The organism is Streptomyces sp. P9-2 (assembly GCF_051903975.1).
GTDB lineage: Bacteria > Actinomycetota > Actinomycetes > Streptomycetales > Streptomycetaceae > Streptomyces > Streptomyces cellulosae.
Genome location: NZ_CP192633.1, coordinates 5,207,086 through 5,221,249 on the forward strand (window position 1 = coordinate 5,207,086; position 14,164 = coordinate 5,221,249).

General features: G+C 72.7%; 13 protein-coding genes. 11 read left to right on the top strand and 2 right to left on the bottom strand.

All coding sequences use genetic code 11. The annotated features are described in order from the left end of the window. Positions 1 to 31 precede the first annotated feature (31 nt). Genes ACQY0Z_RS23755 through ACQY0Z_RS23765 form a run of 3 tightly spaced genes read left to right on the top strand, consistent with a single transcriptional unit; the run spans position 32 to position 3,348 of the window. Positions 32 to 1,018, top strand: coding sequence for a carbohydrate ABC transporter permease (locus ACQY0Z_RS23755; protein ID WP_189902247.1), 987 nt, complete (start codon positions 32 to 34; stop codon positions 1,016 to 1,018). Then, positions 1,015 to 1,848: a carbohydrate ABC transporter permease gene (locus ACQY0Z_RS23760; protein ID WP_439812771.1), complete on the top strand. Its 834-nt coding sequence runs from the start codon at positions 1,015 to 1,017 to the stop codon at positions 1,846 to 1,848. Before ACQY0Z_RS23755 ends, ACQY0Z_RS23760 begins: the two co-directional genes overlap by 4 nt. A gap of 9 nt (positions 1,849 to 1,857) precedes the next feature. Further along, on the top strand, positions 1,858 to 3,348 hold the full coding sequence (locus ACQY0Z_RS23765) for a glycoside hydrolase family 3 protein (protein ID WP_439812772.1): 1,491 nt from the start codon (positions 1,858 to 1,860) through the stop codon (positions 3,346 to 3,348). A gap of 147 nt (positions 3,349 to 3,495) precedes the next feature. Here ACQY0Z_RS23765 and ACQY0Z_RS23770 read toward each other — a convergent pair whose 3' ends face one another. Beyond that, a complete protein-coding gene (locus tag ACQY0Z_RS23770) occupies positions 3,496 to 4,089 on the bottom strand; it encodes a YdeI/OmpD-associated family protein (protein ID WP_347224413.1) in 594 nt (197 codons plus the stop codon). Positions 4,090 to 4,247: 158 nt separating this feature from the next. On the opposite strand from ACQY0Z_RS23770, the gene ACQY0Z_RS23775 reads away from it, so the two are divergent. The 4 genes from ACQY0Z_RS23775 (at position 4,248) to ACQY0Z_RS23790 (ending at position 7,091) form a co-directional block, all read left to right on the top strand. Further along, on the top strand, positions 4,248 to 4,646 hold the full coding sequence (locus ACQY0Z_RS23775; RefSeq protein WP_189902239.1) for a cell division protein SepF: 399 nt from the start codon (positions 4,248 to 4,250) through the stop codon (positions 4,644 to 4,646). Between the two features lie 194 nt (positions 4,647 to 4,840). Next, on the top strand, positions 4,841 to 6,061 hold the full coding sequence (locus ACQY0Z_RS23780) for an ATP-binding protein (RefSeq protein WP_189902237.1): 1,221 nt from the start codon (positions 4,841 to 4,843) through the stop codon (positions 6,059 to 6,061). After that, the gene (locus ACQY0Z_RS23785; protein WP_347224410.1) at positions 6,054 to 6,440 is read left to right on the top strand and encodes a nucleotide pyrophosphohydrolase; all 387 of its coding nucleotides are present in this window, start codon (positions 6,054 to 6,056) and stop codon (positions 6,438 to 6,440) included. Before ACQY0Z_RS23780 ends, ACQY0Z_RS23785 begins: the two co-directional genes overlap by 8 nt. Positions 6,441 to 6,620: 180 nt before the next feature. After that, complete coding sequence (locus ACQY0Z_RS23790) at positions 6,621 to 7,091, top strand: DUF6099 family protein (RefSeq protein WP_381730633.1); 471 nt, start codon at positions 6,621 to 6,623, stop codon at positions 7,089 to 7,091. An 18-nt stretch (positions 7,092 to 7,109) separates the two neighbouring features. Here ACQY0Z_RS23790 and ACQY0Z_RS23795 read toward each other — a convergent pair whose 3' ends face one another. Then, positions 7,110 to 7,334, bottom strand: coding sequence for a hypothetical protein (locus ACQY0Z_RS23795; RefSeq protein WP_439812773.1), 225 nt, complete (start codon positions 7,332 to 7,334; stop codon positions 7,110 to 7,112). A gap of 313 nt (positions 7,335 to 7,647) precedes the next feature. Here ACQY0Z_RS23795 and ACQY0Z_RS23800 point away from each other — a divergent pair, with 313 nt between their 5' ends. The 4 genes from ACQY0Z_RS23800 to ACQY0Z_RS23815 all read left to right on the top strand — a co-directional run bounded on the left by ACQY0Z_RS23800 (position 7,648) and on the right by ACQY0Z_RS23815 (position 14,114). Further along, positions 7,648 to 8,571 (top strand): LLM class F420-dependent oxidoreductase, encoded by a 924-nt coding sequence (locus tag ACQY0Z_RS23800; RefSeq protein WP_254586369.1) that lies wholly within the window; start codon positions 7,648 to 7,650, stop codon positions 8,569 to 8,571. 159 nt (positions 8,572 to 8,730) lie between these two features. Then, a complete protein-coding gene (locus ACQY0Z_RS23805) occupies positions 8,731 to 10,194 on the top strand; it encodes a 3' terminal RNA ribose 2'-O-methyltransferase Hen1 (RefSeq protein ID WP_189902229.1) in 1,464 nt (487 codons plus the stop codon). Further along, positions 10,191 to 12,752 (top strand): polynucleotide kinase-phosphatase, encoded by a 2,562-nt coding sequence (locus ACQY0Z_RS23810; protein WP_439812774.1) that lies wholly within the window; start codon positions 10,191 to 10,193, stop codon positions 12,750 to 12,752. The genes ACQY0Z_RS23805 and ACQY0Z_RS23810 overlap by 4 nt, the downstream gene beginning before the upstream one ends. Positions 12,753 to 12,890: 138 nt before the next feature. Next, positions 12,891 to 14,114 (top strand): arginine deiminase, encoded by a 1,224-nt coding sequence (locus ACQY0Z_RS23815; protein ID WP_189902226.1) that lies wholly within the window; start codon positions 12,891 to 12,893, stop codon positions 14,112 to 14,114. The last annotated feature ends 50 nt before the right edge of the window (positions 14,115 to 14,164 follow it).

The following is a 14,164-nucleotide window of genomic DNA, read 5'->3' on the forward strand; positions in this document are numbered from 1 at the left end:
GTTGAGCACGCCGAGAAGAGAGATCGCGAGCATGACCGTGCAGACCGAACGGCCGCCCTCCTCACCGGCGGACGTCCGCAAGGCGGACGACCCCGCACCCGCCGGGCCCCGACCCAGAGCAGCGTCGCGGGCCGGCGCGCTCGCCCCGTACCTCCTGCTGCTGCCCGCCTGCGCCGCCACCGTGCTGCTGCTGGGCTGGCCGCTGCTGAAGGACCTGCTGCTGTCGTTCCAGAACCTCAACATGGCGCAGCTGATCCAGCACGTCACCGAGTGGAACGGCGTCGACAACTACAAGGAGGTCCTCACCGGGGAGGACTTCTGGCGGGTCACCCTCCGCTCCATCCTGTTCACCGCCGTCAACGTCGTCCTCACCATGCTGCTGGGCGCCCTCGTCGGTCTGCTGCTCGCCCGCCTCGGCAGGCGGATGCGGTTCACCCTGATGATCGGCCTGGTGCTGGCCTGGGCGATGCCGGTGGTCGCCGCCACCACCGTCTACCAGTGGCTGTTCGCGCAGCGCTTCGGCGTCGTCAACTGGGTCCTCGACAAGCTCGGCTGGCACTCCATGGCCGACTACAGCTGGACCAGCAGCCAGATGTCGACGTTCTTCGTCGTCACCCTGCTCATCGTCTGGATGTCCGTGCCGTTCGTCGCGATCAACCTCTACGCGGCGACCACCACCATCCCCGGCGAACTGTACGAGGCGGCCGCGCTCGACGGCGCCGGCGCCTGGCGCAGCTTCACCACCGTCACCCTGCCGTTCCTGCGGCCGTTCCTCTACGCCACGACGTTCCTGGAGATCATCTGGATCTTCAAGGCGTTCGTCCAGGTCTTCACCTTCAACGGCGGCGGCCCCGACCGGCTCACCGAGATCCTGCCCGTCTACGCCTACATCGAGGGCGTCGGCAACCAGCACTACGGCATGGGCGCGGCGATCGCGGTGCTGACCATCCTGATCATGCTCGGCCTGACCGCGTACTACCTCAGGATCGTGCTCAAGCAAGAGGAGGACGAGCTGTGAAGCGCTCGCTCTTCGGCCGCATCTGGCCCAACGCCACCGCTCTCGTCGTCTTCGCCGCCTGCCTCTTCCCCGTGTACTGGATGTTCGCCACGGCGCTGAAGCCGACCGGCGACATCATCGCCGAGGACCCGGTGTGGTTCCCGACGAACGTCACGTTCGAACACTTCGCGACGGCGATCGACGCCGACCACTTCTGGACGTACGTCCGCAACTCGCTCACCGTCACCTGCCTGGCCGTCCTCTTCTCCCTCGTCATCGCGCTGGCCGGCTCCTTCGCCCTGGCCCGGATGCGGTTCAAGGGGCGGCGCGGCTTCGTCATCGGGTTCATGCTGGCCCAGATGGCGCCCTGGGAGGTCATGGTGATCGCGATCTACATGATCGTGCGCGACGCCTCCATGCTGAACAGCCTGGTGCCGCTGACCGCGTTCTACATGATGATGATCCTGCCCTTCACCATCCTGACGCTGCGCGGCTTCGTCGCCGCCGTGCCGAAGGAGCTGGAGGAGTCCGCGATGGTCGACGGCTGCACCCGCGCCCAGGCGTTCCGCCGCGTCATCCTGCCGCTGCTCGCGCCCGGCCTGATGTCCACGTCCATGTTCGGCTTCATCACCGCCTGGAACGAGTTCCCCCTCGTCCTGGTGCTCAGCAAGGAGTCCGGCGGCGCGCAGACCCTGCCGCTGTGGCTGTCCAGCTTCCAGACCCAGTTCGGCGACGACTGGGGTGCGACCATGGCCGCCTCCTCCCTGTTCGCCGTGCCGATCCTGATCCTCTTCGTCTTCCTGCAGCGCCGCGCCGTCAGCGGCCTCACCGCAGGCGCCGTGAAGGGATAACGCCACCAGATGACGACATTCACCACCGGCGCCGGCACCCTCACCCGGGACGCGCTCGCCGTGCTGCAGCCGGGGTTCACCGGCACCACCGCACCCGACTGGGTACGGCGCAGACTGGCCGAGGGCCTGGTCTCCGTCGCCCTGTTCGGCCGCAACGTCGCCGACCCCGAGCAGGTCACCTCCCTCACCGCCGAGCTGCGCGCCGAACGGGACGACCTGCTGGTGGCCATCGACGAGGAGGCCGGCGACGTCACCCGCCTCGAGGTGCGCACCGGCTCCTCGTTCCCCGGCAACCACGCCCTCGGCGCCGTCGACGACCCCGCCCTCACCCGGCGGGTGGCCCGCGAACTCGGCCGCCGGCTCGCCGCGTGCGGCGTCAACCTCAACTGGGCGCCCTCGGCCGACGTCAACGCCAACCCCGACAACCCGGTGATCGGCGTACGCTCCTTCGGCCGCGACCCCGCCCTCGTCGCCTGGCACACCGCCGCCTACGTCGAGGGCCTGCAGTCCAACGGCGTCGCCGCCTGCACCAAACACTTCCCCGGCCACGGCGACACCAGCGTCGACTCCCACCACGCGCTCCCGCAGATCGACCTGGACGCCACCACGCTGCACGAGCGGGAACTACGGCCGTTCCGCGCCGCCATCGAGGCCGGCACCCGCGCCGTCATGACCGCCCACATCCGGGTGCCCGTGCTCGACCCGGACCGCCCCGCCACGCTCTCCCGGCGCATCCTCACCGGCCTGCTGCGCGACGAGCTCGGCTACGACGGACTCATCGTCACCGACGGCATGGAGATGGGTGCCGTCGCCGGCACCTACGGCCTCGAACACGGCGTCGTGCTGGCCATCGCGGCCGGCGCCGACGCGATCTGCGTGGGCGGCGGACTCGCCGACGAGGACACGGTGCTGCGGCTCCAGGACGCCCTGGTCACCGCCGTACGCTCCGGCGAGCTGCCCGAGGAGCGGCTGGCCGACGCGGCGGCCCGGGTCCGGTCGCTGGCCGCCTGGACGACCGGTGTGCGCCGGTCGCCCTCGGCGGCGGACGACCCCGCGCCGGAGATCGGCCTGACCGCGGCCCGCCGCGCGGTGACGGTGACCCGGGCCGCCGGTCCCGCGCCGGTCACCGCGCCCGTCTACGTCGCCACGTTCAGCCCCGCCCCCAACATCGCCGTCGGCGACGAGACGCCGTGGGGCGTCGGCCCAGAACTGGAACGCCTCCTCCCCGGCACGGCCACGGGCCACTTCACCGGGCCCGCCGCCGGACCGGAGGCGCTGCGCGCGGCCGCCGGGCGGAGGGTGGTCGCGGTGGTCCGCGACGAACACCGTCATCCGTGGATGGGGGAGGCCCTGGACACGCTGCTGGCGGCGGGGCCGGACACGGTGGTGGTGGAGATGGGGGTACCGCAGTCCGCGCCGCGGGGTGCGGTGCACATCGCCACCCACGGGGCGGCGAGGGTGTGCGGCGTGGCCGCGGCGGAGGCGGTCCTGACGGGCTGACCTCCCCCAGTCGGCCCCCGGCGGACCTCGTCCTCGAACGCCGGACGGGCTACTTGCAGCCCCTCCGGCGTTCGAGGAGCGGGGTCCGGGGCGGAGCCCCGGGTTGGGTATGGGAAGGGGCGGCGGGGGTGAAACAACCCCCGGCAGTCACGGGTACAGCTTCTCCCCCCTCGCCAGCATGCCCACGAACTTCTCGATCCGCGCCGCCCGCGTCCCCGCCCGCTTCGCCTCCTCGATCCGGTGAAGGATCGCGTACCGATTCCGGCTGTCCAACCCCTCGAAGAACTCCCGCGCCCCCGCAGACGCCGCGTCCAACGCCACCCGCAGATCCTCAGGAACAACCGCCCCCCGAGGACTCGCATACGCGGCCTCCCACCGCCCGTCCGCCTTGGCCCTCTCCACCTCCCGCAACCCCGCCTCCCGCATCCGCCCCCGCTCGGTCAGCTCGATCACCTTCTGCCGGTTCACCGCGGACCACCGGCTCCGGGCCCGCCGCGGCGTGAACCGCTGAACCCAATAGGTCTCGTCCAGACTCCGCTTCTGCCCGTCGATCCACCCGAAGCACAGCGCGGACTCCAGCGCGGTGGCGTAGTCGACCCCCTTCAGCCCGGACCCCTTCCGCGGGATCTTCAGCCACAGCCCCTCCGCGTCCCCCTGATGCTCCTCCAGCCACGCCTCGAACTCCTCCTGGGTCGAGAAACCCAGAACCGGCCCCACCGCACCATCCGTCTCACCAGCCATGCGCCCATGCAAGTCGCACCCGGGACCAAGGTCAACAGCCCACATGGATCGGGGTGTTGTGGGGCAAGCGATGGCGGAGCGTGTCGTTGTTGGGCCGAACGGGTGACCATGGGTAAGAATTGGCCGATGCAGACAGCCAGCGCGACAGGGGACGGAGCATGCCGGTGAGCGGCCACGATGTCACCGACGAACAGTGGGAGGGGCTCGCCCAGGTCGTGCCGCTGCGGGGCCGTGACGCATGGCCGTCCTCGGTCGGCCACCGCGCCGCGCCGGAGGCCAGGACGGAGGCGGCGCGGCGCCGTTTCGTCGTCCTGCGGGTGAACGTCTTCGCGGACGCCCGCGAGGTCGCCGAGACCCTGATGTCCGGGATTCCGGTCCTCCTGGACCTGACGGGCGCGGAACCGGACGTCGCCAAGCGCGTCCTGGACTTCAGCACGGGAGTCGTCTTCGGCCTCGCCAGCGGAATGCACCGCGTGGACCGCAACGTGTTCCTCCTGACGCCGGAGGGCATGGAGGTGACCGGGCTGATGGAGGGCGTAGGAGCCCCGGGGGCGTAGCCGCGCCTCCCGCCCGCGCGGGCGCGGAGCGCGAGACGGTGCGCGCGGTCGGAGGGCGCCGGCGACCGGGAACGCCTCGCCCGGCGCATGACGCTCCGCGCGCCCCGCGCGCGAAGACCGGCGCGCCGTCCGTTCGTAGGAACGGCCCCCGAGGGAACGGTTCGGCGGCAGAAGAAGCGTTTAGCGTCCCGCGCATGACCCCGCCGCCCCCGCCCCAGCCGGTCGCGACGACGACGCCCCCGCCGCCCGCCGCACCCCCTACGCACACCCCCGTGGACCCCGGACAGGCCCGGCGCCCCAACCTGCCGCGTGTCACGGAACTGCTGCTCTCCGCCTTCGCCGGGCACCGCGGCACCACCTTCCGTCTGGGCGACCTCACCCTCCTCGCCGGCCCCAGCGGCACCGGCAAGACCACCGCACTGCGCGCGTACGAGGCGCTCGCCCGGCTCGGTGGCGGGGCCGAGCTGGGCGAGGTGTTCCCGAGCCCTTCGGCCTGCGTCCCGGAGCGGGCCCGGCCCGACGCCCAGCGCCGCCGCGGCTTCCGGATCGGCTGCACCGCCGACGGCCCCGAGGGCCCGGTCCGCCTGGAGGTCGCCGTGCAGGCGGAACCCGAACTGCGCATCGTGGGGGAGAGGCTGTCCGCCGGCGGCCTGGTCCTGCTGGAGACCGCGCTGCGCGACCCGCGCCGCCGCACCGTGCAGGCCGCCTGGCACACGGGAGGCGCCACCGCGGTCACCCGCGCGCCCCTCCCCGACGACCGTCTCGGCACCGCGCTGCTGCCGCTGCGCGTGGCCGGCACGACCGCCGGACAGCTCCGTGTGCTGGCCGCCGCCGAGCAGATGCTGGTGGCGCTGCGCTCCGTCTTCCCCTGTGACCCCCGCCCCGAGCGGATGCGGGACCCCGTCCCCGCGGGCAGCGGACGGCTGCTCCCGGGCTGCGAGAACCTCGCCGACGTCCTGTGGCGCACCCGCTCCGAGTGCACCCGCCGCCACGCCCTGCTCGTGGACGCGGTGCGCGTCGGCTGTGCCGGACCCGTCGCCGACCTGCTCGCCGAGCCGTCCGCCGGAGGCCGTCTGGTGCGGGCCGTACTGGACCGGGGCAACGGCACGCGTACCACGCTGCGGCGGCTCGGCGACGGCGAACTCCGCTACACCGCCCTCGCGCTGGTGCTGCTCACCGGCCCCGGTGTGCTGGAGGCCGACGTGCCCGGCGAGGTGCCGGCCGCCCTGCAGTGCCTCACCGTCCTCGCCGACAACCTGGACCGGGCGCAGGACCCCGCCCAGCGCGCGGCCCTGCTGGCGCTGGCGGCGCGGATGTGCGAGCGGGGGCACATCCGCCTGGCCGGCGCGGTGAGCGACGCCACCTGGGCCGCCGGGGTGCCCGGGGCGACCGTGGTACACCTGAGGCGTGACTGATCCGCACGACGACGACGCGTCCCGGCCCGCCGACCTGCCCGCGCTCCAGCGCCGCCTCGCCGAGTTCGCCGCCGCGCGGAACTGGCAGCCGTACCACACGCCCAAGAACCTCGTCGCCGCGCTCGCCGTGGAGGCGGCCGAACTGCAGGAAATCTTCCAGTGGCTGACGCCGGAGGAGTCCGCCCGCGTGATGGGCGACCCGGACACCGCGCACCGCGTCACCGACGAGGTGGCCGACGTGCTCGCCTACCTCCTCCAGTTCTGCGAGGTCCTCGGCGTCGACCCGCTGGCGGCGCTGGCGGAGAAGATCGACCGGAACGAGCACAGGTTCCCGGCGCCGGACCCGGAGCGATCGTCCGGGACACCGCCCCGCTCCTAGGAGCCTTCCCTTCCGCTCTCACGCTCCGTGGTCGAACATTCGACCCGACGTCTAGGGCTGTCCACAGATTTCGGACTTCCTCTGGCCTTTTGTCTCACAGAGCTTCACTCTGGGTAGTGAACAAGGGAGTTCAACGGATGCGGACGCGTGGGCAGCGCGTCGGACAGACGGGGGCAGCGCATGGACGCTGTGCGGCTCATCGTGACGAGCAGGAGGGCCCTGGCCGCCGGCGGCGGGGTTCCGGAGCTGCTGACCGAGGTGTGGCAGGCGCAGGCCCTGGCCCAGGCGATAGGGAGCCGCCTGGCACTCGTGGGCCCGCCCCAACTACGCGACGAGGCAACGGGGTTGGCAGATCTGGCCTGCCGTGGCATCGGCGTCCTCGACCGGCCGCCGGCCGACTCCGGTGAGCCGCGCGCGTCCCGGCTCACCGAACTGGGCGACACCCGCGCGTGCCTGATGCACCTGGGCGGCCTGCTCGGCGACGTCGGCATCGCCCTCGTCGGCATCGCCTGCGCCGCCGGCGACGAGGCGACGTACTGGAGCTGCGTCGAGGCCATCGACGCGGCGGACGAGGCGCGGGACCGCGTCCGGGACATGCTCCGCAAACTGGCGGAGCGGGAGGCGGCGTTACCCCGGCGGGAGGCCGGCTGACCGCCGGGTCACGAGCCCTCAGACGCCCGGGCTGTCGCCCGACCCCTCGGCCGAGGCCCCCCGCGCCTCACCCCTCCCGCCGGCCCCCTGAAGCTCCGCGTCCAGCGCGGACAGGTCCGCGTTCAGCGCCGCCATCAGCATGTCCATCTGCGCCAGCAGACCCCCCTGCGGCCCTCCGGGCACCACCCCGCCCCGCTGCGGCCCTCCGGGCACCACCCCGCCCCGCTGCGGCCCTCCGGGCATCACCCCGCCCCCCTGCGGCCCTCCGGGCATCACCCCGCCCCCCTGCGGCCCTCCGGGCACCACACCGCCCCCCTGCGGCGCACTGCTCTGCTCCTCCGTCATGACGGTCCCCTCGGCCCATGGCCCCGCCCGGGGGCCGACACGGTGACACCCCGGCGTCACAGGGCCGGCGCGGGTGCCGGACGCTCCGGCTCCGAACGAGCCAACGATCTTCCTCACCCCCGGTCACGAGCTTCCGTGCCACCGGCGTGCGGCGAGGCACGCCGCGGGTCCTCGCGCGCCCCCGCCCCGGCGACCGTGCAGGATGGAAGGCATGGATCTTCGCATCTTCACCGAGCCCCAGCAGGGGGCCACCTACGACACGCTGCTCACCGTCGCCAAGGCCACCGAGGACCTCGGCTTCGACGCCTTCTTCCGTTCCGACCACTACCTGAGCATGGGCTCCGCGGACGGCCTGCCCGGCCCCACCGACGCCTGGATCACCCTCGCCGGACTCGCCCGCGAGACCAAGCGGATCCGCCTCGGCACGCTGATGACCGCCGCCACCTTCCGCCTGCCCGGCGTGCTCGCCATCCAGGTCGCGCAGGTCGACCAGATGTCCGGCGGACGCGTCGAACTCGGCCTGGGCGCGGGCTGGTTCGAGGAGGAGCACAAGGCGTACGGCATCCCCTTCCCCAAGGAGAAGTTCGCCCGCCTCGAGGAGCAGCTGGAGATCGTCACCGGTCTGTGGGCCACCGAGGTCGGCAAGACCTTCGACTTCCACGGCACCTACTACGACCTCACCAAGTCGCCCGCGCTGCCCAAGCCGGCCCAGTCGAAGGTTCCCGTGCTGATCGGCGGCCACGGCGCCAAGAGGACCCCGCGCCTCGCGGCCCGGTTCGCCGACGAGTTCAACATCCCCTTCGCGTCGGTCGAGGACTCCGCCGCCCAGTTCGAGCGGGTCCGGAACGCCGCCCGTGAGATCGGCCGCGACCCGGACGAACTCGTCTACTCCAACGCCCTGGTCGTCTGCGTCGGCCGTGACGACCAGGAGGTGGCGCGCCGCGCCGCCGCGATCGGCCGTGAGGTCGACGAGCTGAAGGCGAACGGTCTGGCGGGCTCCCCGGCCGAGGTGGCCGACAAGATCGGCCGCTACGCCGAGATCGGCTCGCAGCGCGTCTACCTCCAGGTGCTCGACCTGTCCGACCTGGACCACCTGGAGCTGATCTCCTCCCAGGTCCAGTCCCAGCTGTCCTGACCCGGCGCGGGAGCGGGGCCGCACCCGTGAAGGGGCGGCCCCGCACCGCATATGCGCGGAAAATACGCGGACCCCCGCGACCCCTTCCCTGTACGTTGGGCCGGCACCGTGAATCCCGGTGTCATCCCCAGCTCAGAAGGTGTCTCGAGGTGTGACCCCGTGTTCCTGACGATCAGCACCACCGGCTCCGCACAGCGCCCGGCGACCGACCTCGGCCATCTGCTGCACAAGCATCCCGAGAAGGCGCAGGCGTTCTCCACGTCGTACGGCACGGCACACGTCCTCTACCCCGAGGCGGACGCCGAACGCTGCACGGCGGCGCTGCTGCTGGAGGTGGACGCGGTGGCGCTGGTCCGGCGCGGCAAGGGCAAGGGCCGCGGCGGCGCACCCGACGCCGCCCTCGCGCAGTACGTCAACGACCGCCCGTACGCGGCCTCCTCCCTGCTCGCCGTCGCCCTCGGCTCTGTCTTCTCCAGTGCCATGCGCGGGGTGTGCACCGCGCGCCCGGAGCTGCCGGACGCCCCGCGCCCGCTGCGTGTCGAGGTGCCCGCGCTGCCCGCGCGCGGCGGCGCCGACCTGGTCCGCCGCCTCTTCGAGCCGCTCGGCTGGACGGTCACCGCCGAACCGGTTCCGCTGGACACGGAGTTCCCGGACTGGGGCGACTCCCGCTACATACGCCTGACCCTGGAGGCCGCCGGCCTCACCCTCGCCGAGGCGCTGCGCCACCTCTACGTGCTGCTCCCCGTCCTCGACGACGCCAAGCACTACTGGGTCTCCCCGGACGAGGTCGACAAGCTGCTGCGCGTCGGTGACGGCTGGCTGGCCGGCCACCCCGAGCGGGAGCTGATCACCCGCCGCTACCTCTCCCACCGCTGGTCGCTCACCCGGCAGGCGAAGGAGCGGCTGGAGCTGGTGCGGCTGGCCGAGGCGGACGACAGCGAGGTCGAGGACCTCGACAACGCCGTCGAGCCGGAGGCCGAGGAGGAGGACAGGCCGACCCCGCTGGCCGTGCAGCGCCGCGAGGCGATCCTCGGTGTGCTGCGCGCGTCCGGGGCCGCCCGGGTGCTCGACCTCGGCTGCGGGCAGGGCCAGTTGGTGCAGGCGCTGCTGAAGGACCCGGCGTTCACCGAGATCGTCGGCGTGGACGTGTCGATGCGGGCGCTGACCATCGCCTCCCGGCGGCTCAAGCTGGACCGCATGGGGGAGCGGCAGGCGTCCCGCGTCACCCTCCTCCAGGGCTCCCTCGCCTACACCGACAAGCGCCTCAAGGGCTACGACGCCGCCGTGCTCAGCGAGGTGATCGAGCACCTCGACCTGCCGCGGCTGCCCGCCCTGGAGTACGCGGTGTTCGGGTCGGCCCGCCCCCGGACCGTCTGCGTCACCACGCCCAACGCCGAGTACAACGTCCGCTGGGAGAGCCTGCCGGCCGGGCACGTCCGGCACGGCGACCACCGCTTCGAGTGGACCCGCGAGGAGTTCCGCGGCTGGGGCCGCACCGTCGCCGAACGGCACGGCTACGACGTGGAGTTCCTGCCCGTCGGTCCTGACGACCCCGAGGTCGGACCGCCCACCCAGATGGCCGTCTTCCGGCTCGGCACCCCGAAGGAGGCGAAGGCCGCATGACGACCACCGACACCACCGCCGCCGCCGCGCGCGGCCGTGCCCTGCCGGTCACCGACCTGTCCCTGGTCGTGCTGATCGGCGCCTCAGGCTCGGGCAAGTCCACCTTCGCGCGCCGCCACTTCAGGCCGACGGAGGTCATCTCCTCCGACTTCTGCCGGGGTCTGGTCGCCGACGACGAGAACGACCAGAGCGCCTCCCGTGACGCCTTCGACGTGCTGCACTACATCGCGGGCAAGCGCCTCGCGGCCGGCCGCCGCACCGTCGTCGACGCCACCAGCGTCCAGCAGGACGCCCGGCGCCGGCTGATCGACCTGGCCAGGCAGCACGACGTGCTGCCCATCGCCGTCGTCCTGGACGTGCCCGAGGAGGTGTGCGCCGAGCGCAACGCGGCGCGCACCGACCGCGCCGGCATGCCCCGCCGGGTCATCCGCCGCCACACCCGCGAACTCCGCCGCGGCCTCCGTCACCTGGAGCGCGAGGGGTTCCGCAAGGTGCACGTGCTGCGCGGAGTGGAGGAGGTGGAGCACGCCACCGTCGTCACCGAGAAGCGGTTCAACGACCTCACCCACCTCACCGGCCCGTTCGACATCGTCGGCGACATCCACGGCTGCTCCGCCGAACTGGAGGCGCTGCTCGGCAAGCTGGGCTACGTCGACGGCGTCCACCCGGAGGGCCGCACCGCCGTGTTCGTCGGCGACCTCGTCGACCGCGGCCCCGACAGCCCCGGCGTGCTGCGCCGCGTGATGGCCATGGTCAAGTCCGGCAACGCCCTGTGCGTGCCCGGCAACCACGAGAACAAGTTCGGCCGCCACCTCAAGGGCCGCAGGGTCCAGCTCACCCACGGACTCGCCGAGACCGTCGCGCAGATGGAGGGCGAGAGCGAGGAGTTCCGCGCCGAGGTGCGGGAGTTCGTCGAGGGCCTGGTCAGCCACTACGTCCTCGACGGCGGCAGGCTCGTCGTCTGCCACGCCGGCCTGCCCGAGAAGTACCACGGCCGCACCTCCGGCCGGGTCCGCAGCCACGCCCTCTACGGCGACACCACCGGCGAGACCGACGAGTTCGGGCTGCCCGTGCGCTACCCGTGGGCGGAGGACTACCGGGGCAAGGCCGCCGTCGTCTACGGCCACACCCCCGTCCCCGAGGCGACCTGGCTCAACAACACCATCTGCCTCGACACCGGCGCGGTGTTCGGCGGCAAGCTCACCGCGCTGCGCTGGCCGGAGCGCGAACTCGTCGACGTACCGGCCGAGCGGGTCTGGTACGAGCCGGTGCGGCCGCTGCGCACCGAGGCGCCCGGCGGGCACGAGGGGCGCCCGCTGGACCTGGCGGACGTGCACGGACGGCGGGTCGTGGAGACCCGGCACATGGGCAGGGTGGCCGTACGGGAGGAGAACGCGGCGGCCGCGCTGGAGGTGATGAGCCGGTTCGCGCTCGACCCGCGGCTGCTGCCGTACCTGCCGCCGACCATGGCGCCCACGGCGACCTCGCAGCTCGACGGCTACCTGGAGCACCCGGTCGAGGCGTTCGCCCGGTACGAGCAGGACGGTGTGGCCCGGGTGGTGTGCGAGGAGAAGCACATGGGGTCGCGCGCGGTCGCCCTGGTGTGCCGTGACGCGGAGACCGCCGCCCGCCGCTTCGGCGCGGCCGGGGGCGAGACGGGCTCGCTGTACACCCGTACCGGCCGGCCGTTCTTCGACGACGCGGACGTCACCGAGGAGATCCTCGGCCGGCTGCGCACGGCGGCCGGGGAGGCCGGACTCTGGGAGGAGCTCGAGACCGACTGGCTGCTGCTGGACGCCGAGCTGATGCCGTGGTCGCTGAAGGCGTCCGGGCTGCTGCGCACCCAGTACGCGGCGGTCGGCGCCGCGGCCGGCGCGGTCCTCCCGTCCGCCCTCACGGCCCTGGAGGGCGCGGCGGCCCGAGGGGTCGACGTGGGTGAGCTGCTGACCCGTCAGCGGGAGCGGGCGAGTGCGGCGGCCGGGTTCACCGACGCCTACCGTCGCTACTGCTGGACCACCGAAGGACTGGAGGGCGTGCGTCTCGCGCCGTTCCAGATCCTCGCCGTCCAGGGACGCAGCCTGGCCGCGCTGCCGCACGACCGGCAGCTCGCCCTGATCGACCGCATGGTCGAGCACGACGCCACCGGCCTGCTGCAGACCACCCGTCGGCTCTACGTCGACACCGCCGACCCCGAGTCGGTGCGGGCCGGCGTGGACTGGTGGCTGGAGATGACCGGACGCGGCGGCGAGGGCATGGTCGTCAAGCCGGTCGACGCCCTGGCCCGCGACGGCGCCGGACGGCTGGTGCAGCCGGGCATCAAGTGCCGCGGCCGGGAGTACCTGCGGATCATCTACGGCCCCGAGTACACCCGCCCGGAGAACCTGGCCCGCCTGCGTTCCCGCTTCCTCGGCCACAAGCAGTCCCTCGCCCTGCGCGAGTACGCCCTCGGCCTGGAGGCCCTGGACCGCCTCGCCGACGGGGAGCCGCTGTGGCGGGTCCACGAGCCGGTGTTCGCGGTGCTGGCCCTGGAGTCGGAGCCGGTCGACCCGCGCCTGTGAGGCGCGCGGGGCGCGGAGGGCCACCCGTACCTCCGCGCCCCGCCGCCCGCCCCGGGCGCCCGCGCGCTTCCCGCGTGCGGCGGACGGGATTCGGCGAGGGCAGGGGTGAACCCGGGCTTGGGCGGTCAGGATGGAGGCATGACCTACCACGTCGACTCCGAGGCCGGGCGGCTGCGCCGCGTCATCCTGCACCGGCCCGATCTGGAGCTCAAAAGGCTCACCCCGAGCAACAAGGACGCGCTGCTCTTCGACGACGTGCTCTGGGTGCGCCGGGCGCGCGCGGAGCACGACGGTTTCGCGGACGTGCTGCGCGACCGAGGCGTCACCGTCCACCTCTTCGGCGACCTGCTCACCGAGACGCTGGAGCTGCCCGGGGCACGCTCGCTCGTGCTGGACCGGGTCTTCGACGAGAAGGAGTACGGCCCGCTCGCCACCGACCATCTGCGCGCCGCGTTCGAGACGCTGCCCGCGCCGGAGCTGGCCGAGGTGCTGATCGGCGGGATGACCAAGCGGGAGTTCCTCGACTCCCACTCCGAACCGGTCTCCGTGCGCTTCCATGTGATGGAGCTGGACGACTTCCTGCTCCACCCGCTGCCCAACCACCTCTTCACCCGCGACACGTCCGCCTGGATCTACGACGGCGTCTCCATCAACGCCATGCGGTGGCCGGCCCGGCAGCGCGAGACCGTGCACTTCGAGGCGATCTACCGGCACCACCCGATGTTCCGGGATGCGTCCTTCCATCTGTGGTCCGAGGGGCAGGCCGACTACCCGTCCACCATCGAGGGCGGCGACGTGCTGGTGATCGGCAACGGCGCGGTGCTGATCGGGATGAGCGAGCGGACCACCCCGCAGGCCGTGGAGATGCTCGCGCACAAGCTGTTCGCGGCCGGCTCGGCGCGCACCATCGTCGCCCTCGACATGCCGAAGAGACGCGCCCTGATGCATCTCGACACCGTGATGACCATGGTGGACGGCGACACGTTCACCCAGTACGCGGGCCTGCCCATGCTCCGCTCGTACACGATCGAGCCGGGCGGCGACGAGAAGGAGCTGAAGGTCACCGACCATCCGCCGGAGCACATGCACCGGGCGATCGCCGCCGCGCTCGGCCTGAGCGAGATCCGGGTGCTGACCGCCACCCAGGACGTGCACGCGGCCGAGCGGGAGCAGTGGGACGACGGCTGTAACGTCCTGGCCGTCGAACCGGGCGTGGTCGTCGCCTACGAACGCAACTCCACCACCAACACCCACTTGCGGAAACAGGGCATCGAGGTGATAGAGATCCCCGGCAGCGAGCTGGGCCGGGGGAGGGGCGGGCCGCGCTGCATGAGCTGCCCGGTGGAACGGGACGCCGTGTAGACGGCGCTGTATAGAATTGCGGTCAGTCGTATAGACTTCCATGGTTCGTG